At 59.9% G+C, this 18,865-nt stretch carries 20 protein-coding genes and 2 tRNA genes; 9 read left to right on the forward strand and 13 right to left on the reverse strand.

The genetic code is table 11. The features are described 5' to 3' along the window. Positions 1-275 precede the first annotated feature (275 nt). The 3 genes from HNQ99_RS13390 to HNQ99_RS13400 form a co-directional block, all read right to left on the reverse strand. Positions 276-1,215, reverse strand: a protein-coding gene (locus HNQ99_RS13390; protein WP_246414978.1) for an IS630 family transposase whose coding sequence is annotated in 2 segments (ribosomal slippage) — positions 276-954 and positions 953-1,215 — 942 coding nt in all. Because the reading frame shifts where the segments join, the coding sequence is not laid out codon by codon here. A gap of 156 nt (positions 1,216-1,371) precedes the next feature. After that, positions 1,372-1,704, reverse strand: coding sequence for a helix-turn-helix domain-containing protein (locus HNQ99_RS13395; protein WP_184476504.1), 333 nt, complete (start codon positions 1,702-1,704; stop codon positions 1,372-1,374). Continuing rightward, entirely contained in the window at positions 1,682-2,116 is a 435-nt protein-coding gene (locus HNQ99_RS13400) for a type II toxin-antitoxin system RelE/ParE family toxin (RefSeq protein ID WP_407692320.1), read from the reverse strand. The genes HNQ99_RS13395 and HNQ99_RS13400 overlap by 23 nt, the downstream gene beginning before the upstream one ends. 493 nt (positions 2,117-2,609) lie before the next feature. On the opposite strand from HNQ99_RS13400, the gene HNQ99_RS13405 reads away from it, so the two are divergent. Beyond that, a complete protein-coding gene (locus tag HNQ99_RS13405) occupies positions 2,610-2,813 on the forward strand; it encodes a helix-turn-helix transcriptional regulator (protein WP_184476506.1) in 204 nt (67 codons plus the stop codon). Positions 2,814-2,825: 12 nt separating this feature from the next. On the opposite strand, the gene HNQ99_RS13410 is transcribed toward HNQ99_RS13405, so the two are convergent. From HNQ99_RS13410 to HNQ99_RS13455, 10 genes are all read right to left on the reverse strand, one after another. Then, positions 2,826-4,058: a tyrosine-type recombinase/integrase gene (locus HNQ99_RS13410; RefSeq protein WP_184476508.1), complete on the reverse strand. Its 1,233-nt coding sequence runs from the start codon at positions 4,056-4,058 to the stop codon at positions 2,826-2,828. A gap of 164 nt (positions 4,059-4,222) precedes the next feature. Continuing rightward, positions 4,223-4,297, reverse strand: a tRNA-Glu gene (locus HNQ99_RS13415). Between the two features lie 53 nt (positions 4,298-4,350). Further along, complete coding sequence (locus HNQ99_RS13420) at positions 4,351-4,482, reverse strand: DUF2474 family protein (RefSeq protein ID WP_184476509.1); 132 nt, start codon at positions 4,480-4,482, stop codon at positions 4,351-4,353. Beyond that, positions 4,482-5,489, reverse strand: a complete 1,008-nt coding sequence (gene cydB, locus HNQ99_RS13425) for a cytochrome d ubiquinol oxidase subunit II (RefSeq protein WP_184476511.1) — start codon at positions 5,487-5,489, stop codon at positions 4,482-4,484. The genes HNQ99_RS13420 and cydB overlap by 1 nt, the downstream gene beginning before the upstream one ends. Further along, complete coding sequence (locus tag HNQ99_RS13430) at positions 5,489-6,889, reverse strand: cytochrome ubiquinol oxidase subunit I (protein ID WP_184476751.1); 1,401 nt, start codon at positions 6,887-6,889, stop codon at positions 5,489-5,491. Before HNQ99_RS13430 ends, cydB begins: the two co-directional genes overlap by 1 nt. Positions 6,890-7,116: 227 nt before the next feature. Then, on the reverse strand, positions 7,117-8,535 hold the full coding sequence (locus HNQ99_RS13435; protein WP_184476513.1) for an ammonium transporter: 1,419 nt from the start codon (positions 8,533-8,535) through the stop codon (positions 7,117-7,119). 15 nt (positions 8,536-8,550) lie between these two features. Then, positions 8,551-8,889 (reverse strand): P-II family nitrogen regulator, encoded by a 339-nt coding sequence (locus HNQ99_RS13440; protein WP_184476515.1) that lies wholly within the window; start codon positions 8,887-8,889, stop codon positions 8,551-8,553. 150 nt (positions 8,890-9,039) lie between these two features. Further along, the gene (locus HNQ99_RS13445; RefSeq protein WP_184476517.1) at positions 9,040-9,630 is read right to left on the reverse strand and encodes a pyridoxamine 5'-phosphate oxidase family protein; all 591 of its coding nucleotides are present in this window, start codon (positions 9,628-9,630) and stop codon (positions 9,040-9,042) included. Between the two features lie 12 nt (positions 9,631-9,642). Beyond that, positions 9,643-11,088 carry a metalloprotease TldD gene (tldD, locus tag HNQ99_RS13450; RefSeq protein WP_184476519.1) on the reverse strand — a complete coding sequence of 482 codons (1,446 nt, stop codon included), beginning with the start codon at positions 11,086-11,088 and terminating at the stop codon, positions 9,643-9,645. 19 nt (positions 11,089-11,107) lie between these two features. Further along, complete coding sequence (locus HNQ99_RS13455) at positions 11,108-11,323, reverse strand: zinc-finger domain-containing protein (RefSeq protein ID WP_184476753.1); 216 nt, start codon at positions 11,321-11,323, stop codon at positions 11,108-11,110. A gap of 119 nt (positions 11,324-11,442) precedes the next feature. Between HNQ99_RS13455 and HNQ99_RS13460 the strand changes: the two genes are divergently transcribed. The 8 genes from HNQ99_RS13460 to HNQ99_RS13495 all read left to right on the forward strand — a co-directional run bounded on the left by HNQ99_RS13460 (position 11,443) and on the right by HNQ99_RS13495 (position 18,838). Then, positions 11,443-12,378 (forward strand): ABC transporter ATP-binding protein, encoded by a 936-nt coding sequence (locus HNQ99_RS13460; RefSeq protein WP_184476521.1) that lies wholly within the window; start codon positions 11,443-11,445, stop codon positions 12,376-12,378. Positions 12,379-12,427: 49 nt separating this feature from the next. After that, the gene (gene nadB, locus HNQ99_RS13465; protein WP_184476523.1) at positions 12,428-14,032 is read left to right on the forward strand and encodes an L-aspartate oxidase; all 1,605 of its coding nucleotides are present in this window, start codon (positions 12,428-12,430) and stop codon (positions 14,030-14,032) included. Between the two features lie 95 nt (positions 14,033-14,127). Then, complete coding sequence (locus HNQ99_RS13470; RefSeq protein ID WP_184476525.1) at positions 14,128-15,246, forward strand: glycoside hydrolase family 130 protein; 1,119 nt, start codon at positions 14,128-14,130, stop codon at positions 15,244-15,246. Positions 15,247-15,385: 139 nt separating this feature from the next. After that, positions 15,386-16,255, forward strand: a complete 870-nt coding sequence (locus HNQ99_RS13475) for an oxygenase MpaB family protein (RefSeq protein ID WP_184476527.1) — start codon at positions 15,386-15,388, stop codon at positions 16,253-16,255. A gap of 75 nt (positions 16,256-16,330) precedes the next feature. Then, a tRNA-Val gene (locus HNQ99_RS13480) sits at positions 16,331-16,405 on the forward strand. A gap of 66 nt (positions 16,406-16,471) precedes the next feature. After that, positions 16,472-16,933, forward strand: a complete 462-nt coding sequence (locus HNQ99_RS13485) for a RidA family protein (protein ID WP_184476529.1) — start codon at positions 16,472-16,474, stop codon at positions 16,931-16,933. After that, a complete protein-coding gene (locus HNQ99_RS13490; protein ID WP_184476531.1) occupies positions 16,911-17,669 on the forward strand; it encodes a glycerophosphodiester phosphodiesterase family protein in 759 nt (252 codons plus the stop codon). The genes HNQ99_RS13485 and HNQ99_RS13490 overlap by 23 nt, the downstream gene beginning before the upstream one ends. A 23-nt stretch (positions 17,670-17,692) precedes the next feature. Further along, positions 17,693-18,838, forward strand: a complete 1,146-nt coding sequence (locus HNQ99_RS13495; RefSeq protein ID WP_184476533.1) for a GNAT family N-acetyltransferase — start codon at positions 17,693-17,695, stop codon at positions 18,836-18,838. The last annotated feature ends 27 nt before the right edge of the window (positions 18,839-18,865 follow it).

An 18,865-nucleotide genomic window follows, 5' to 3' on the forward strand; every position in this document is an offset into this window, starting at 1 on the left:
GTGCTTTGCCCATGATCCACCTCCAAAGAGAAGGAATCACAAATCTCACGCCAGGGGAATCCCCAGCGATTCACATTTCCAATCCGACGCTCTAATCGTGAAATGGAGCGGGCTTCCAGTTCATCGACTTTTGTCACTGCATACCAGAAGTTCATCGGGTTGGTGGGCGACCATATGGGCGTATTTGGCCCGATTCTCCCCGCACTCACTGCTTTGTTGGCGGGTCGTTAGAAAAATCGTTGGGTTGCGCGGTGACCGATTAGAGCATCGAGCCATTAATCTGCAACATAACCGGCGTGTTTGAGGTAGTTCCAGCATTCTTCTGGCGAGTAGAGTTGGCAGATTGATCCGACGGCCTGCCACAGGGCATCGATGGTCCTGGCTTTGGCCTTTCGCAGATGCGCTTTGAGCTTGGCGAAGGCCATTTCTATGGGATTGAGATCGGGACTGTAGGGTGGGAGGTAGAGGAACCAGGCGCCGCGTTCCTTGAGGATCGCGCTGGCCCGTTCGCTTTTGTGGCTGGAGAGATTGTCGAGGATGACCATGTCGCCGGGCTTCAGCGTCGGAGCGAGCTGGGTCTCGACATAGGCCTCGAAGATTTGGCGGTTCATCGGGCGGTCGATCACCCAAGGCGCGGTGAGGCCGTCATGGCGCAGAGCCGCAATGAAGGTCTGAGTGCCCCAGTGGCCGAAGGGCGCCTTCATCTTGAGCCGCTTTCCCCGACGTGCGCGGCCTCTGAGCCGGGCCATCTTGGTGGTCGTGCCAGTCTCGTCGATAAACACCAGCCGTTCGGGGCGTTTCTTCATCCAAGGCTGGCGGTGCACCGTCCATATCCGACGCCTCCGGACGATGTCAGCGCGATCGGTTTCGCACGCCAGCAGCGTTTTTTTGACGGTAAAACCGTGCCGGATCAGCAACCGCGACAGCGAGGCCGGGTGCGCCTTCACCCCACGCGGCCAGCTCCGGCATGGTGATGTCGCCATCGGCTTCCACCCAGCCCACAAGCGCCTCGACATGGGCCGCAAGCAGACCGCTGCCCGCCGGGCGCCCCTGCCGCGCAGGGGCAACCGTTCCCGTCTGCGCCTTGCGCTGCGCCAGGCGAACCGCAGTCGCCGCACTCACCCCGAACCGCCGCGCCGCCGCACGGCACGATTGCCCGCGCTCGATCTCGCCAACAATCCGAACCCGAAGATCAACCGAACTGCTCTTGCCCATCATCCACCTCCAAAAACGGTGAATCACAAATCTCACGCCAGGGGAATCCCCAGCGATTCACATTTCAGGTCCCACGCTCTAGAGCAAGTGCGTGCCTGAGAACCGTCACGACAATCCCGCAGGCGGTGAAACGCTCATCAGGTTAGCAGGTTAAAGCTAGGACACGGCCTGCAATCCCTTGCGCTGGATAATGGACAGCAATCGCAAGGCGGGGCCGCCTGGACGCTTCACGCCGCGCTCCCAATCGGACACCAGATTGCGCGATACGTTGAGATAGGCTGCGAATACCGGCTGCGAGACATGCTCGCGCTCGCGGATCGCGCGGATTTCATCGCCCGCCAGCACCGGGGCCGGGGCAAGACACGCCTCGTCAAACGTGCGGAGCGTCGCGCGCGACACCACTCCCGCGTCATGTGCGTCGCTCATCATTTCGTGGATCGCGCCCGCGATCTCGCTGCGATAGCCCTTATCCTTCGTCGTCGTTGCCATCTTCGATCTCCACCAGCGTTCCTGATGCTACCAGCCGGTCCAGTTCCTCGCCGCTCCATTCCAGCGCTTCGGCCGCCGCATCGCGTAACAATGCCAAATCCGCCTTCGATATGTTCGCCTGTGCGCTCTTGGCGAAGCCGAAAGCGAATATCGCACGGTCGCCATGCCGGAACAGGATCAGGGTGCGATAGCCGCCCGATCTTCCCTTTCCCGGTCGCGCCACGCGCTGCTTGATGACGCCGCCGCCAAGGTCGGCATCCACCAGCCCGCTTTCGGCCCGCTGCACGGCAGCGCGAAGGGCCGAATCGGCCAGCCGCTCTTTCCGTGCGAAACGCTCGAACCAGCCATTCTTGAAAATGCGCGTGATGGCGGTTCTCCTGCTTCGCCGTCTATATATAACACATAGCGTTATGGTTCAATGCCGGATGCCCGAAAGCGCGCCTGCCGAAAAAGACTGATTTCGCGCTTTTGCTACTAAGTTGGCTATGGGCGGCAGTGTAATGCCTCCCTCTCTTGCGCGGCGGAATGAACTGATACAGCATGGTTTCGTGGCAATGGCGGGCCACCTGAAAGAAAGGCTCCGCCATGTCGTGCGAATCGGAATCGCGCCAAGTTCATCGGGTCGCATTGATTGCCAGAAAGTCGCGTGACGGCGTGGTTTATTTGTCACGGCCGACAAATAAACATCAAAGTATAGGTCGCAGATCTCTGCCTATCTTCGCCGTCCACCCTCATGCGCCGCCGTTTTCCGTAGTTCGCCACCGTTTTCCGCCGTTACCTACACTTAGACCGCCGTGAGCCGCATCTTCGCCATATCTTGGCCGGGACGCTCTTGCGCTGCGAATCCGTGCCGCCAATTCTGTTCGCAGGGGGATATGCCAACATCGAAACCGGAAGTTACATCAATGTCCAACAAGGAAAAGATTATCCGTCTCAAGACCGTGCTGACCCGCACGGGGCTTTCGCGCTCCACCCTGTATCGCAAGATCGCTGAAGGCAGCTTCCCCCGGCAAATCACAATCAGCGTCCACGGCACCGGCTGGCATGAGTCTGCTGTGGATCGCTGGATTGCCAACCCCGCCGCCTGGCGCGAAGATCGCGCCGAGTGACACAAGGCCGGGCTATTGCCCGGCCTTGGCCTTGCGGAACGTGCCCTTGATGACCTTCGCGCCGTCGCGGAGGAAGTCGAGATGGTCGGACCAATGTTGCATCATGCGAACGCGCTCATCCCAATACTCGCCCCGCGTATAGGCCCGGCGAACGGCGTTGTTGTCGCAATGGGCAAGCTGCCGCTCGATGGCGTCGGGATGCCAGAGGCCCATTTCGTTCAAGAGCGTCGCCGCCATCGCCCGGAAGCCGTGGCCGGTCATTTCATCCTGCGCGAAGCCCAAGCGGCGCAAGGCGGCGTTGATGGTGTTCTCCGACATGGGCCGATCGACCGAACGCAGCGAGGGGAATAGGTAGCTGCTATACTCCGCGTCATGCTCGATCGTTTCGAGAATGGCGAACGCCTGCCGGGAAAGCGGGATGCTGTGGATGCGGCGCATCTTGGTCTTGTGGGGCGGGATGGTCCACACAGCCTTGTCCAGATCGAAGTCGGCCCATTCGGCATGGCGTAGCTCGCCGGGACGGACGAACACATGCGGCAGCAATTGCAGCGCCGCCTTGGTGTTGGCGAAGCCCTCGAACGCCTCGATCGCCCGCAGCAGCCCGCCCGCATTAGCGTCGTTGGTGATTGCGGCCCGGTGGATAGGCTGGGGCGCAATCAGCGCGCCGCGTAGATCGGCGGCAACGTCACGCTCGGCGCGGGCGGTGGCGATGGCGTAGCGGAATATCTGGCTGCACGTGCTGCGCAGGCGCTTTGCCGTCTCATACTTGCCGTTGCCCTCCATTTTGCGGAGCATGGTCAAGACCTCCTGCGCGGTGATGGCGGTGATCGGACGCTTGCCAAGCGATGCGTTGATGAAGTTCAGCAGCCAGCGCAGCTTCTTCATCGTCACGTCCGAGCGGCCTTCGCGCTCGACCTTCACCAGCCACTCGTCGGCAACCGCCTTGAAGCTGTTGGCTGCGGCGACGGTGGCGGCAAGCCTATCCAGCTTGGCTTTCTCGGCGGGATCGTCACCCTTCGCCAGAACCTTGCGGGCGGCGTCACGCTGCTCGCGGGCGTCGGCAAGGCCGGTATCCGGATAGACGCCGAACGCCAGTGTCTTTTGTTTGCCAAGGTGGCGATAGTTCATCCGCCAATAGCGTCCGCCATTGGGGGTTACATACAGGAACAGTCCGTCGCCATCGGTGAGTTCATAGGGCTTGGCTTTGCCCTTGGCGTTTTTGATCGCAGCGGCGGTAAGCGCCATGATGGTATCTCCTTTTGGGGGAGGGCCGCGCTACCATCAGATATACCATCAAGATGGTGGTATCCGGTGGCACGAAGCCGCTCCGTATGGGATACCTATACCACCGAAAACCCGGAGAAATCAGCCACTTGTGGCATCTTCTGGAACCCTCTGGGAGAGGATTTTGGTGACCCCTACGGGAATCGAACCCGTGTTTCAGCCGTGAGAGGGCCGCGTCCTGACCGCTAGACGAAGGGGCCGCTTGGTGCGGGTGACTGCCTCTATAGCGGTTCTTTCGCAAATTCAAGCTGCGTCAGGGGCGCAGGACAAAGCGGATGACAGCTGCGATCAGACCGAGCGTCAGCACGCCGCCTGCCCAGATCGCTCCGAACCAGAGCAGGCGTTTCCATAGCGGCAGGTCGGGCGCGGCGGCTTTCAATTTCATCAATGATAACCTTCCGCTCCCACCTTGCCGCGGAAGACCCAATAGGCCCAGGCGGTGTAGGCAAGGATGATGGGGATTAGAATGGCCGAACCCACCAGCATGAAAATCTGGCTCTGTTCCGGTGCGGCGGCGGCCCAGATGGAGACGCGGCCGGGGATCACGTCAGGCCAAATGGATATGGCGAGACCGACCATTGAAAGGCCAAAGAGAACCAGCGTCAAAAGAAAGGGCAGATAATCGCGTCGCCCGCCGATGCTGCGCCAAAGGAGGAAGGCGGTAAGGGCAACAAGCAGGGGCATCTGTGCCGTTGCAAGGATGCCTGGCCAGTCAAACCAGGCCTGATAATATTTCTTTTCAAGAAAAGGCGTGTAGGCGCTCACGGCCATGATCGCCGCGACCAGCGCAACTCCCAACGGCCGGGCATAGTATATGGCGAGGGCTTGAAGCTCACCGCTGGTCTTCCAGATCAGCCAGCATGATCCGAGCAGCGCATAGCCGATGACCAGGCTCACCCCGGTAAGCAGGCTGAAGGGCGTCAGCCACTCCCACCAACCGCCCGCATATGCGCGGCCTTCCACCGTGATCCCCTGGAGCAATGCGCCGAGCGTGACGCCCTGCGCCAGGGTGGCGGTAAGAGAGCCGGTGACAAAGGCGAAGTCCCAGAAAGGCCGATGTCCCGGATCGCGCCAGCGGAACTCGAACGCCACCCCACGAAAGATAAGGCCCAACAGCATGGCGATGAGCGGAGCATAAAGGGCGGGAAGGATGATGGCATAAGCGAGTGGAAACGCAGCCATCAACCCGCCACCGCCGAGGACCAGCCAGGTCTCGTTTCCATCCCATACCGGCGCAATGCTGTTCATCGCCATGTCACGCTGCCGTCCGACCTTCAGCCGCGGGAAGAGGATGCCAATGCCGAGGTCAAAACCGTCCATCACCACATAGGCGGCAACGGCAAAGGCAATGATCGCTGCCCAAATGACGGTCAGATCAAAATTGATATCCATCAATGACCACCTTGCAGGCCCGGAGCGGGGGTGATGCCCGCTGAGCGTTCGGGATGCTCGCTGGGAGCGGACTCGTGCGGCTGGGGCGGCTTTGCCATCAGCTTTAGAATGTACCAGGTGCCCGCTGCGAACACCGAGAAATAGACGATTGCAAAGGCGACCAGCGACGCGCCGACCGCGGGCGCCGCCAATGGTGACACGGAATTGGAGGTCCGGAGCAGCCCATATACAGTCCAGGGTTGCCGCCCCACCTCTGTCGTGACCCAGCCTGCAATGACGGCGACGAAGCCGGACGGACCCAGCAAGATTGCGGCGCGGTGCAGCCAGGGCCAGTCATACAGCCTGCCTTTCAAGCGGGCCGCCAAGCTCCAGAGACCAAGCCCCAACATTGCAAATCCAAGTCCCACCATGACGCGGAATGACCAGAATATGATCCCCACGGGAGGCTCCCGATCATCTGGAATGGTGTCGAGACCTGCGAGCGGCGCATCGAGGTCGTGCTTCAGGATCAGCGAAGAAGCTTTGGGAATTTCCACTGCATAATCCATCCGCTTCTCAGCGCTGTTCGGAACGCCGAACAGGATCAAGGGCGCCCCGCTCGGATGGCTTTCATAATGTCCCTCCATCGCCATTATCTTGGCAGGCTGATGTTCCAGCGTATTGAGCCCGTGAAGGTCCCCGGCCAAAATCTGTAGCGGCGCCACCAGGGCAGCCATCCACATCGCCATGGAAAAAATTGTTCGCGCGCCGGTATTGGTCCGATCCCGCAAGAGATGCCATGCGCCGACGGCGCCGACCGCGAGGGCGGTCGTGAGATAGGAGGCAATGACGGTGTGAACGAGGCGATAGGGAAAGCTGGGATTGAAGATGATGTCGATCCAGCTTCCCCCTGGTACAAACTGTCCCGCTGCGTTGACGGCATAGCCGGTCGGCGTCTGCATCCAGCTGTTTACCGACAAGATCCAGAAGGCGGAGATGAAAGTGCCTATCGCAACCGCGCAGGTGGCGAGGAAGTGCAGCCCCTTGCCGACTTTGCCGATCCCGAACAGCATCACGCCGAGAAAACCCGCCTCCAGGAAAAAGGCGGTAAGAACCTCATAGGCCATCAACGGCCCGACCACGGGGCCAGCCTTGTCGGAAAAAACGGACCAGTTGGTGCCGAACTGATAGGACATGACGATGCCGGACACTACGCCCATGCCGAAGGTCACGGCAAAGATCTTCAGCCAGTAACGGTAAAGATTGGCGTAAACGCCGCTGCCTGTCCTCAGCCAAAGCCCCTCAAGCACCATCAGGTAACTGGCAAGACCGATGGAGAAGGCCGGGAAAATGAAATGAAAGCTGATCGTGAATGCGAATTGAGCACGGGCCAGCACAAGCGCAAGTTCGGCATCCGGCATATTGCAGCACCCCCGACGATTCTCAACCGGGCGGACCATAGCAGCCTCGTTAAGCGGCGCATCTCCAAAGCGCGGCTGAAGCTTGCAAAATAGACGAAGATGATTGTGCAAACTGCAAGAGAATGTCGGGCTACAAAAAAGGCCGGTGCTTAGGCACCGGCCCAGGATGTTCGCAGGAGGAACATCTTATGGAGGGCGGCCCGTTTTGGCGAGCCACCCTCCGAACTTCAGTAGTTATAGGCGCGTTCGCCATGGCTGGAGAGGTCCAGCCCCTGCAGCTCTTCTTCCACCGTCGGACGCAGACCAATGGTCTTGTCGATGATGAAGTACAGAATCGCGGAACCGATGCCCGACCAGAGCAGCGTCAACACGACTGCCTTGATCTGGGTAACAAGCTGCGCGCCCATGTCATAGGCGCCGACCGCCGCCGGGAACACGGTATATTCGAAGAAGCCCTGGCCACCCAGTGCCGGATCAGCGACGATGGCGGTGCCGATCGCGCCGACAATGCCGCCGATGCAGTGTACGCCAAAAACGTCCAGGCTGTCGTCATAGCCAAACTTCTTCTTCACGAAAGAAACGAAGAGGTAGCAGATTGGCGACACGATGAAGCCGAGCAGGATCGAAGTCATCGGAGCAGCAAAACCCGAAGCCGGGGTGATTGCCACCAGACCGGCAACAGCACCCGTGGCCGCGCCCAGCAATGAAGGCTTGCCATGGTGGAACTGTTCGACCAGCGCCCAGCTAACAGCAGCAGCAGCGGTGGCGACCATCGTGTTGATGAACGCAACAGCGGTGACGCCATTGGCTTCCAGGTTGGAACCGGCGTTGAAGCCAAACCAGCCAACCCACAGAAGCGAAGCGCCGATCATGGTCATGGTCAGCGAGTGCGGCGGCATGGGTTCGCGGGGATAGCCCACGCGCTTGCCGATCAAAAGGCAACCCACAAGGCCCGCAATGCCGGCATTGATGTGAACGACGGTGCCGCCCGCAAAATCGAGAGCGCCCATGCCCCACAGGAAGCCGTAATCCGTCGGCGCATCAGGCAGGAAGTCGGGACCCGCCCAATACCATACCATATGTGCGATCGGGAAATAGATCACCGTCAGCCACAGCACGATGAAGACCATCAGGCCGCTGAACTTCACGCGCTCCGCGAAGGCTCCCACGATCAGAGCTGGCGTAATGCAGGCGAAGGTCATCTGGAACATCACGAACACGAATTCAGGCAGATAGACGTTGTTCGAGAAAGTGGCGGCATAGGTCGAGCTGGAAACGCCCGCCAGGAAAGCCTTGGAAAGCCCGCCCACAAACGCATTATTGCTGGTGAAAGCAAGGCTGTAGCCCCAGCCGCACCAGACCAGAGCGGCCACCGACACGATCATGAACACCTGCATCAGCAGACTGAGCATGTTCTTGGTCCGCACCAGGCCGCCATAGAACAGGGCAAGCGCGGGCACCGACATCATCAGCACCAGCGCAGAGGAAACGAGCATCCAGGCGACATCGCCCTTGTCGACCATGCCGGCCATTTGCTCGGCGGTGGGCGCCTTGATGGGCCCATCCTGCGCCCATGCGGGCGCGGCGGTGATCAGTGACGCGCTGAGCGCACCGATCCCGCCCAAGATATTCTTGGAAATAGTCATCATTCCCCCTTTTTCTTAGAGCGCGGTTTCGCCGGTTTCGCCGGTGCGGATACGCACGGCCTGACCGACATCCAGGACAAAGATCTTGCCGTCGCCAATGGCGCCGCTGTTCGCGGCCTGCTGCGTGGCTTCGACAACGCGGGGCGCAAGATCGTCATCGCAAACGACCTCGATCTTGATCTTGGGAACCATGTTGGTGCTGTATTCGGCGCCGCGATAGATTTCCGTCTGGCCCTTTTGTCGGCCAAAGCCCTTTACTTCGCTGACCGTCATCCCGGCGACCCCGATCGAAGACAGAGCTTCTCGGACGTCGTCCAGCTTGAACGGCTTAATGATAGCTATGACTAGTTTCATTTCGCCCCCTAATTCTGGTGTGCGCTACCCAGGTAGCAAGAGGCGTGCCAAACTCCTTAAACAAGCGTTAAGGCGGGGTTTGGGTTCCGCCCTGCAGAGGCGGCAGCCGCATTTTTGGGCAATGGAGGGAGAGTGCTTAAATTTTGGGCATCACGGCTTTGCCAACTCCCGCTCCGCAACTGGCCATTCACCGGCAGGAATGGCTGATTGCACCCGCAGCGGAAGTCCGTCGATGCTCTTGGTGCGCTTGCTGATTTTCGCGAGGCGATCCTGGGGGTCCTGCTGTGCATGATATTTGGCCAGGGTCTCCCGCTCCTCCTCCAACGTCATGTGCGGCACGCCCCATCCGCAGCTGGTCTGCACGCTGTCGACGGCAATGTCGAAGATCTGCCTTATGCCGGGCAGGGGAGGGAAGCCGCATGACAGTTCCTCAAAGCCGTCATCCTGCGGCAATATCGCCTTGCCCCGGCCATAGATGCGCAGGATCAGGGGCGGGCGGTCGAAGGCGCAAAACATGATGGTGATGCGGCCATCTGCGGTCAAATGGGCCTGCGTCTCATTGCCGGAGCCGCCGAGGTCCAGATAGGCGACGCGTTCCGGTCCCAATATGCGGAAGCTGTCATATCCCTTGGGCGACAAGTTGATCCGAGCGCCTTCCGCCGCGGTCGCCACGAAAAACACGGGCTGCCGTTCAATGAAGGCGTAATGAGCCTCTGTCAGCGCGTCCGTAAATTCCGACATGCCTTCTAACCCTTATGCCGCCGTACCGCCTACCGTCAGCCCTTCAAGCAGCAAGGTGGGCTGGCCAACGCCCGCCGGGACGGATTGTCCGCCCTTGCCACAGACGCCGATGCCTTCGTCGAGCGCCATGTCGTTGCCGATCCCGATGATCTTGGTGAGCGCGGTGGGACCATCACCGATGAGCGTAGCGCCCTTGATCGGATCGCCAATCTTGCCGTTTTCGACCTTATATGCCTCGGTGCAGGAAAAGACGAACTTGCCCGATACGATGTCGACCTGCCCGCCGCCAAAGCTCTTTGCATAAATGCCCTTCTTGACGCGGCTCAACAGTTCGGAGGGATCGTCATTGCCGCCACGCATGAAAGTGTTGGTCATACGCGGCATGGGAGCATGGGCATAGCTTTCGCGGCGGCCATTGCCGGTGGGTTCAACGCCCATCAGCCGCGCATTCAGGCGGTCCTGCATATAGCCTTTGAGAATGCCGTCCTCGATCAGCACATTTTCCTGCGTGGGCGTACCTTCGTCGTCAATGCTGAGCGAGCCGCGGCGGTTCATGATGCTGCCATCGTCAACAACGGTCACACCTGGCGCTGCGACTCGTTCGCCCAGGCGGCCGGAAAAGGTGGAGGTGCCTTTGCGATTGAAATCACCTTCCAGTCCGTGACCCACCGCTTCATGCAGCAGGACGCCGGGCCAGCCGGGGCCGAGCAGCACGGTCATCTCCCCGGCAGGAGCGGGGACGGACCGAAGGTTGACCGCTGCCTGGGCGATGGCCTCGTCAATGGCGCGGTCCCAGCTTTCGGGTTTGAAGAGGTCATTGTAAACATAGCGGCCGCCCATGCCGAAGACGCCGCTTTCGCGCCGGCCGTTTTCTTCAAGGATGACCGAGACGTTAAGGCGAACCAGCGGCCGAATATCGCTCGCCGTAAAACCATCCGCACGGATGATGTCGATGACGCTCCAGCTTCCGGCAAGGCTCACCGACACCTGCGACACGCGCGGATCCCGGGCGCGGGCGACGGCGTTGATCTGTTCGCAAAGCGCCACCTTTTTGGCGAAGGGTACGAGTTCGAGCGGATTGGCGTCCGTGTAAAGATGGCGATTAGTGCGCTTGGGCGACGGCGCGATGCTTCCCTTGGCGGGATCGAGCAGCGTCAGCGTTTCCGCCGCGCGCCGGATCGCCGCTTCACTGATGTCATTGGCGTGGGAAAAGCCGGTCATCTCGCCGGAAACGCCGCGCAGGCCAAAGCCTGCATCGGTGCTGTAATCGGCGGTCTTTAGTCGGCCATCGTCAAAGCCGAAGCTCTCGCTGGCGCGATATTGCAGGTAAAGCTCGCCATCGTCGCAATTTTTGAGCGCCTCGTTCGTCAGGCGAGCAGCCCCTTCCGGGTCAAGCGCACCTTCACGATAAAGGAATTTGCGGACGTCGTGGATTTCGGATGCGGCTGTATCGGTCATGCCGCCCGATATAAGATGATCAGGCCGCTTGTGCACCCTTATCTTCGGAAATATCGGCCGGACCGCTAATCAGCACGAAGCGGCGGTCGCAATAGCCGCATTCGACATAGCCTTTTTCGTCGATTTCAAGGAAAACGCGAGGATGGCCGAGCGCCGCGCCGCCAGGAATGTCGGAAGCGCCGTCGCAAGCGACACGGCTTTTGTTTATGCGGACGGTTTCGGGCGGCTGGATCATGGTCGGGCGCTTTATCATCGGAGATTTGACGGTGCAATGGGCGATGGTGGGGCTGGCCACAGGATCTCCTAGCCAGACTTTTCTTTGCTCGCTCGTCCCGCGCGGCTATGACGCGGGACATGACTCAACCCTCTACCCTCCAAAGCGCGATCGAAATCGACGGGCTGTCGAAAGTCTATCACGGCGGCAAGCTGGCGCTGGACAATGTGACCCTCAATGTGCCTCGGGGCCAGATTTTCGGGCTTTTGGGGCCCAATGGCGCAGGCAAATCGACGTTGATCAACATCCTGTCGGGCGTGGTCAATAAAACTGGTGGTACGGCGCGGATTTGGGGATTCGACATTGCGCTTAACCCTCGCAACGCCAAGAACAGTATCGGCGTCGTCCCGCAGGAGATCGTCTTCGATCCTTTCTTTACGCCATTTGAGACCCTTGAAAATCAAGCGGGCTTCTATGGTGTGCCCAAGGCGCAGCGGAAGACATGGGAGCTGTTGCGCGCAGTGCATTTGGAAGACAAGGCCAATGCCTATGCCCGAACCCTCTCGGGCGGCATGAAACGACGGTTGCTGGTGGCGAAAGCCATGGTGCATTCGCCGCCGATCCTGGTGCTTGACGAGCCAACGGCCGGGGTGGACATCGAACTGAGACAGCAACTCTGGGCCTATGTGCGACAGTTGAACGAACAGGGCGTCACAATCGTGCTCACCACCCATTATCTGGAGGAAGCCGAAGAGCTATGCGACCGGATTGCCATCATCAATCATGGACGCCTGATTGCCAACAAGCCCACCCGCGAGCTTGTCAACATGGCGCAAGAGAAAATGGTCGAAGTGACAGTGGACCGCGACCTGGATGAGGCACCTATGCACCCCTGCTTTGAAAAGATTGAGTTGACGGCGGGCCGGGTGCTAACAATTACGTATATGAAGACCAAGGCCAATGCAGGCGATGTATTGGCTGCGGTGCAGCAAGGCGGCTTGGGAATAGTGGACGTGTCGACGCGAGAACCCGACCTGGAAGATGTCTTTCTGCATCTCACGCGGTCGGTGGCTTAGGTCCAGACCCTAGGTTCTGCTGAACCTGACCGGATAGATAAGAGAGACTATGCCTACCCAGAATTTCGACGTGGTCATTATCGGTTCCGGTGCTGCGGGCCTGACCGCAGCCATCAATCTGGCGCAGGACAAGAAGGTACTTGTTCTCGCAAAGGGCGCTGCGAACAGCGGATCCACCAATTGGGCGCAAGGGGGGATTGCCGCCGTGCTGGACGCCGGCGACACTTTTGAAAGCCATGTTCAAGACACGATGGTGGCAGGGGCGGGACTCAACAAGCTCGAAACCGTGGAGTTCGTGGTTTCCAACGCCCCGGCGGCCATCGAGCAATTGGCTGCGCTGGGCGTCCCTTTCAACGCCAGTGAGGATTTTGGCGAACGCTGGCATTTGACACGAGAGGGCGGGCACAGCCACAGACGGATCGTGCATGTGGACGATGCGACCGGTGCCGCTGTGCAGCGCGCGCTCATCCAGGCGGCGGAGGCCAATCCCAACATCACATTGCTTCCCGATATGGTCGCAATCGACCTCATCACCAGCCGTCATGGGGAAAAATATTCGGGCGACGGGCATGTCTGGGGCATTTACGCCTTTGACAAGGCGACCAACAGCGTCGAGGCTTTCACCGGTAGGGCGACCATATTGGCGACAGGCGGAGCGGGCCGGACCTATCTCTTCTCTACCGCACCGCGCGGAGCCACAGGGGACGGAATCGCCATGGCATGGCGCGCGGGGTGTCGCGTCTCCAACATGGAGATGAACCAGTTTCATCCCACCTGCCTTTACAATCTGGAGGTCAAGAACTTCCTGATTACCGAGGCTATGCGCGGCGAAGGCGGCTTGTTGAAGCTCCCCCCCGGCGTTCCCGATGGCGGCGAACGCTTCATGGACCGGCACGACAAGCGGGGCGAACTTGCTCCGCGCGACGTAGTGGCGCGGGCGATAGACCATGAGATCAAACGCCTTGGCCTCGACTATGTCCACCTCGACATCAGCCATAAGCCCCCCGAGTTCGTCAGGGAGCATTTCCCGACTATCTATACCCGCCTCCTGGAACTTGGCATCGACATCACCAAGGAGCCGATTCCCGTCGTTCCCGCGCAGCATTATACCTGTGGCGGCGTGATCATCGATCTTGACGGCCGCACGGATCTGCCCGGCCTTTATGCGGCCGGCGAAGTCACGGAGAGCGGCCTGCACGGGGCCAATCGCCTGGCGTCCAACTCCCTCCTCGAATGTTTCGTCTTTGGCGAGGCGGCAGCGCAGCACATCCACTCCAATTGGGACAGCCTGCCGCCCCCGCCGCCAATCCGCGCATGGGATGAAAGCCGCGTCACCGACAGCGACGAAGAAGTGATCGTCCAGCATAACTGGCGCGAAATCCGTCGGTTCATGTGGGATTATGTCGGCATCGTCCGAACGACGAAGCGGCTGGAGCGGGCGCTTCATCGCGTGAACCTGCTCGCCCAGGAAGTCGATGAATATTATGGAAATTTCCGGGTTACCCCAGACCTCATCGAATTGCGCAATCTGGTGGAAGTAGCGCGGCTTATTGTTCGGTCCGCATTGCGGCGGAAGGAGAGCCGGGGGCTGCACTATACGCTGGATTACCCCACTATGCTGCCCCATGCAGCAGATACCGTGCTGGTGCCATAGAGAGCATTTGCCGGGGTCTGCAAACCATTGCTTCCATGCAGATTGTGGAACCTGCCAATGCCGCAGGCGTTCCGCGCTGACGCAAGGAGCTTTACATGCTGGGCGATGATTTCCTGATCTTCCGGCCCGATGACGTCGATTTGACCAGATCCCCGCTGCGCCGCGGGATAGCCGAACCGACCTATGTCCTAGGCGCTTTCAACCCAGGCTTCACTCGGTTGCCCAACGGTAATTTACTGATGATGGTGCGTGTCGCCGAAGCCTTGCGGCAGCCGGTTGCGCGAGATCATGTGCGATCGGTTCGCTGGACGCCCCATGGCTACATTCTCGATCCCCATCCGCTGAGCTCGGTTGATCTCAGCGATCCGCGCCGTCTTATGATCCTGGATAGGGCCAATCAGCTGATGGCGCTGACCTCTCTTTCCTGGCTGCTTCCCGTCGAACTGACGCCGGATGGCCGCTCGATCGTGACAATCCATTATGACAGGGCTATCGAACCTGCAGCCAGCTATCAGGAATATGGTGTCGAGGATGCGCGGATCAGCCTTATCGACGGCATATACTATATGACGGCCTGTTCGGTGAGTTCCGAGCGGCATTGCACGACGCTTCACACCTCGGTCAACGGCCTGGATTACCGGCTAGAGGGAATAATTCTCGATCATCAGAACAAGGACATGCTGTTGTTCGAAGGCAAGGTGGGCGACAAGTTCATGGCTCTGACCCGGCCCTTGGGCGAGGTTTATTTCGCCTCCCCATCTGACAGTCCGTTTGAGGGCGGACCATCCATCAATCTGGCTCAATCGCCCGATGCGCTTCACTGGAAGCCGCTGGACGCGCCCTTCATCCGCGCAAAAAAACATTCCGCCTGCGCCGGGAAGGTCGGAGGCGGGAGCCAGCCGATATTTACAAGGCAAGGCTGGCTGATGCTCTACCACGGCGTTGAGCCCCGCGCCGCTGTTGGCGTCTATCGCACCTTTTGGGCGTTGCTTGACCAGGATGACCCCTCCCGGATTTTGCGGCTGGAGGATGAACGGCCAGTGCTGGAGGCTAATCCGGCCCTTACGGAGCCGCTTGGAAAGCAAATGTATCTGCCCACACCAGTGGTGTTCACCACTGGCATCGTTGATGCAGGCGATCATTATATCGTGGCGAGTGGCGAAGCCGACCTTGCCTGCCGGATAACATATCTGCCGAAGGGAATATTTGAATGAGTTGGCCGGGGCGGATTATGAATCGCATCTCGCATGGCGAGGATAAAGGCATTGGCGAATGAGCGCCGCCTGCCTATCTTTATCGTGGAATGGTGCAGGCGGTCGCCAAAGATCGGCGTGACTCACCGGGTTTCAAACGATGCTGGGCATACGCGAAGGGATTGAAAGGCAGGTCCATCAGCTGGTGGGCTTTGGTTCCGGTGAGGTCGACCTGGACCGGCCCGCGGGCGATCCGGGCCTGTTCGGCCCCGCTTCGGCGGCATGGAAGGTGCATGGCGATTTCACCACGATGATGATCGGCGGTCTTGCAGGCTTGTTGATGCAGATGCTGCATCCGGGCGTGCTGGCTGGGGTTTGGGATCATTCCAATTTCCGGCAGGATATGCTCGGCCGGTTGCGGCGAACCGCTCAATTCATTGCCGGCACGACCTATGGCTCTACCGCGCAGGCGCTGGCGCTCATCGCGAAGGTGCAGGTCATTCACGACCACGTGCAAGGCTGGACCCAGGACGGGGCACATTATTCGGCGCATGATCCGGACCTGTTGGCCTGGGTTCATGTGACAGAGACCACCAGCTTTCTGAATGCCTATGTTCGCTATCGCGCGCCCTGGTTCCCCCAGTCCGCCCAAGACCGCTATTTCGCGGAGATGGCGGAAATTGCAGATCGATTGGGCGCTCTTCATGTGCCCAAAACACTGGCTGACGCTATGGCGTTTATCGAAGACATGCGTCCAACCCTTCGCTGCGATGAGCGAACACGCCAAGTCGCACGGGCGCTGCTGGTGCCGCGATCCGTGCATCTGGGGCCACTGCTGTTTCAATCCGTCACCAATAGCGCTGCAATCGACCTCTTGCCCGAATGGGCCGCCCGCATGCACAGGCTTCCGATGCCCAGGCAAGCAAGGCCGATAGTAAGAGGTGGAGCGCAGGGCATGGCAATGGCGCTCCGCTGGGCGCTGCGCGACGGATCGGCTCGCCGGGCGCGACGCAGGGTCAAGGGGACGTAGCGTTGAAATGGCGTTGAACGCCTTGACTCCCGGACCGTCCAATGCCAACGGAAGCCACCCCGGATAATGGCCGGCGGGCGCGTAGCTCAGTGGTAGAGCACACCCTTCACACGGGTGGGGTCGCAAGTTCAATCCTTGCCGCGCCCACCATCTTCCTCTCCTCGGGGAGGGAATAAGTCCTTGACCTCTCCCTTTCCGTCATGCTTCTGCCCTTGCATGACCATCGAAGAAAAGATTGAGCAACTCGGCCTTTCCCTTCCTCAGGCGGCAGCGCCCGTTGCCGCTTATGTGCCGGCCGTCGAAGCGAACGGCCTTCTGCATATTTCCGGACAGCTGCCTTTTGATGACGGTGTTCTGATGACCGGCCGGTTGGGCGAGGACCGGAACCTCGATTTTGGCGTCAAGGCGGCGGAGCGTTGTGGCCTGATGCTGATTGCGCAGATGAAACTGGCCCTGGGCGACCTCTCTAGGGTAGAACGGATTGTGAAGCTCGGCGCTTTTGTAAACAGCGCAGTTGATTTTACCGATCAGCCCAAAGTCGCAAATGGGGCGTCCGAGCTGATGCAGAAGGTCTTTGGGGATGCCGGGCGACACGCCCGTAGCGCTGTGGGTGTGCCGGTGCTGCCCTTGGGCGCGGCTGTAGAGATCGACGCGATTGTCGCAGTCCGCCAGGCTTGATTCCTTTTTCAGTCCCGCTCCGGAACGGTCGCGGGTTGCCTTTCTGTATGAGCAGCCCTTTGCCCACCGGGGTCTGCACGGCCGGGGGCTGATCGAAAACAGCCGGGCGGCGTTCGATGCGGCGCTGGGCGAGGAACATGGCTTTGAATGCGACGTGCAAATCAGCACCGATGGGGTTCCCTTTGTCTTTCACGATTATGAACTCGGTCGGCTGACGGCGGAGCAGGGCGCTGTTGCATCGCGTCTGGCCGCGGATCTGGATAAAGTGCTGCTGAAGGGCACGGACGAGCGCATTCCTCGCCTGAGCGAGATATTGGCCCGGCTTGGCGGACGTAAGCCGATCCTTATTGAAATCAAATCGGCTGACCGCAATATCACCGGCATGTGCCTGGGCGTACGGCGCGCGCTGGAGGGCTATAGAGGCAAGGCTGCAATCATGTCCTTCAATCCTCTGGTGCCCGCCTGGTTCGCGACGCACGCGCCCCATCTGGTGCGGGGTTTAGTGGTCAGCGAGGAGGATAAGAAAGGGCTCAAGGGCCGCGTTGAACGCAGATTGTCGCTGTGGCGTTCCCGCGCCGAGTTCCTGGCATATGATATAAGGGATTTGCCTTCGCCTTTTGCTGCGCACGCCCGCGCTCGCAAGCTTCCGGTTTTGACATGGACCGTGGGCAATGCCGCGCAGGAGCGGATCGCAATGGAGCATTCGGATCAAATCATCTATGAGAAAATCGCCTAATTTTCCCTCGGAGCGAATGCTTCATGGCTGATCGCGATCCGCAAAGTATCACCGCCCGCATTGCAGATGGGGTGGCGGCGCTGCCCAAAGAGGAGTGGGACGCCTGTGCTGGTAGCGGCAATCCCTTTGTCTCGCACGATTTCTTGAGTGCGCTTGAAGATTCGGGCAGCGTGGGACCCGGCACTGGGTGGAAATCCACGCCGATCGTCATCGTCGGATCCGACGGCCGGCTTGCGGCGGCTCTACCGGCTTATTTGAAGAGCCACAGTCAGGGCGAATATATATTCGATCATGCTTGGGCTGACGCCTATGAGCGAGCGGGCGGAAGCTATTATCCCAAACTGCAGATCGCATCGCCCTTTTCGCCGGTGCCAGGGCCAAGGTTGCTGCTGCGCGATACCAGACTGGCGCCTGCTTTGCTATCGGCGGCATCAATGGTCGTGGAACAGAATGGCCTATCGTCCGCCCACGCCACATTTGTGGAACCCGCGCAACTTCCGCTGTTCGAGAGGTCCGGCTGGATGATCAGGGAGGACAGCCAATTCCATTGGATTAACCGGGATTATGCCAGTTTCGATGATTTTCTTGCCGACTTGTCCAGCCGCAAGCGGAAGGACATCCGCAAGGAACGGGCGGCGGCGATCAAGGGTCTCGACATCCTGCACCTTACTGGCAGTGACATAAGCGAGGCCCACTGGGATATTTTCTGGGAATTCTATCAGGACACCGGGTCGCGCAAATGGGGCCGGCCCTATCTGACCCGCTCCTGCTTTTCCCTGCTGGGCGAACGGATGGCCGATCGGATCTTGCTGATCCTGGCGCTACGGAACGGGCGGCCGATCGCCGGCGCGCTCAATATGATCGGTTCTGAAACGCTTTACGGCCGCTATTGGGGCTGCATGGAGGATGTACCGTTCCTGCACTTCGAGCTATGCTATTATCAAGCCATAGACGTGGCGATCGCCAGAGGATTGAAGACAGTGGAGGCGGGCGCGCAGGGCGGCCATAAACTGGCTCGCGGCTACGCCCCGGTGCCCACATATTCCGCGCATTATATCGCTGATTCCGGCTTTCGGCAGGCGGTCGAGGATTTCTTGGTTCGCGAACGAGAGGCGGCGGCGCAGGAACGGGAATGGCTGGGGGAAAGAACGCCGTTCAGGAAAACATGAGCGGCCTTCTCTTGACGAAGGAGACTA

Origin of the sequence: Rhizorhapis suberifaciens, from assembly GCF_014200045.1 — a bacterium.
GTDB lineage: Bacteria > Pseudomonadota > Alphaproteobacteria > Sphingomonadales > Sphingomonadaceae > Rhizorhapis > Rhizorhapis suberifaciens.

What these genes read in the sequence shown, in the direction of transcription:
- HNQ99_RS13395 (WP_184476504.1), bottom strand. Translation starts at nt 1,704, where the DNA reads ATGGCAACGACGACGAAGGATAAGGGCTATCGCAGCGAGATCGCGGGC.
- HNQ99_RS13405 (WP_184476506.1), top strand. Translation starts at nt 2,610, where the DNA reads ATGTCCAACAAGGAAAAGATTATCCGTCTCAAGACCGTGCTGACCCGC.
- HNQ99_RS13410 (WP_184476508.1), bottom strand. Translation starts at nt 4,058, where the DNA reads ATGGCGCTTACCGCCGCTGCGATCAAAAACGCCAAGGGCAAAGCCAAG.
- HNQ99_RS13420 (WP_184476509.1), bottom strand. Translation starts at nt 4,482, where the DNA reads ATGAAATTGAAAGCCGCCGCGCCCGACCTGCCGCTATGGAAACGCCTG.
- cydB (WP_184476511.1), bottom strand. Translation starts at nt 5,489, where the DNA reads ATGGATATCAATTTTGATCTGACCGTCATTTGGGCAGCGATCATTGCC.
- HNQ99_RS13430 (WP_184476751.1), bottom strand. Translation starts at nt 6,889, where the DNA reads ATGCCGGATGCCGAACTTGCGCTTGTGCTGGCCCGTGCTCAATTCGCA.
- HNQ99_RS13435 (WP_184476513.1), bottom strand. Translation starts at nt 8,535, where the DNA reads ATGACTATTTCCAAGAATATCTTGGGCGGGATCGGTGCGCTCAGCGCG.
- HNQ99_RS13440 (WP_184476515.1), bottom strand. Translation starts at nt 8,889, where the DNA reads ATGAAACTAGTCATAGCTATCATTAAGCCGTTCAAGCTGGACGACGTC.
- HNQ99_RS13445 (WP_184476517.1), bottom strand. Translation starts at nt 9,630, where the DNA reads ATGTCGGAATTTACGGACGCGCTGACAGAGGCTCATTACGCCTTCATT.
- tldD (WP_184476519.1), bottom strand. Translation starts at nt 11,088, where the DNA reads ATGACCGATACAGCCGCATCCGAAATCCACGACGTCCGCAAATTCCTT.
- HNQ99_RS13455 (WP_184476753.1), bottom strand. Translation starts at nt 11,323, where the DNA reads ATGATCCAGCCGCCCGAAACCGTCCGCATAAACAAAAGCCGTGTCGCT.
- HNQ99_RS13460 (WP_184476521.1), top strand. Translation starts at nt 11,443, where the DNA reads ATGACTCAACCCTCTACCCTCCAAAGCGCGATCGAAATCGACGGGCTG.
- nadB (WP_184476523.1), top strand. Translation starts at nt 12,428, where the DNA reads ATGCCTACCCAGAATTTCGACGTGGTCATTATCGGTTCCGGTGCTGCG.
- HNQ99_RS13470 (WP_184476525.1), top strand. Translation starts at nt 14,128, where the DNA reads ATGCTGGGCGATGATTTCCTGATCTTCCGGCCCGATGACGTCGATTTG.
- HNQ99_RS13475 (WP_184476527.1), top strand. Translation starts at nt 15,386, where the DNA reads ATGCTGGGCATACGCGAAGGGATTGAAAGGCAGGTCCATCAGCTGGTG.
- HNQ99_RS13485 (WP_184476529.1), top strand. Translation starts at nt 16,472, where the DNA reads ATGACCATCGAAGAAAAGATTGAGCAACTCGGCCTTTCCCTTCCTCAG.
- HNQ99_RS13495 (WP_184476533.1), top strand. Translation starts at nt 17,693, where the DNA reads ATGGCTGATCGCGATCCGCAAAGTATCACCGCCCGCATTGCAGATGGG.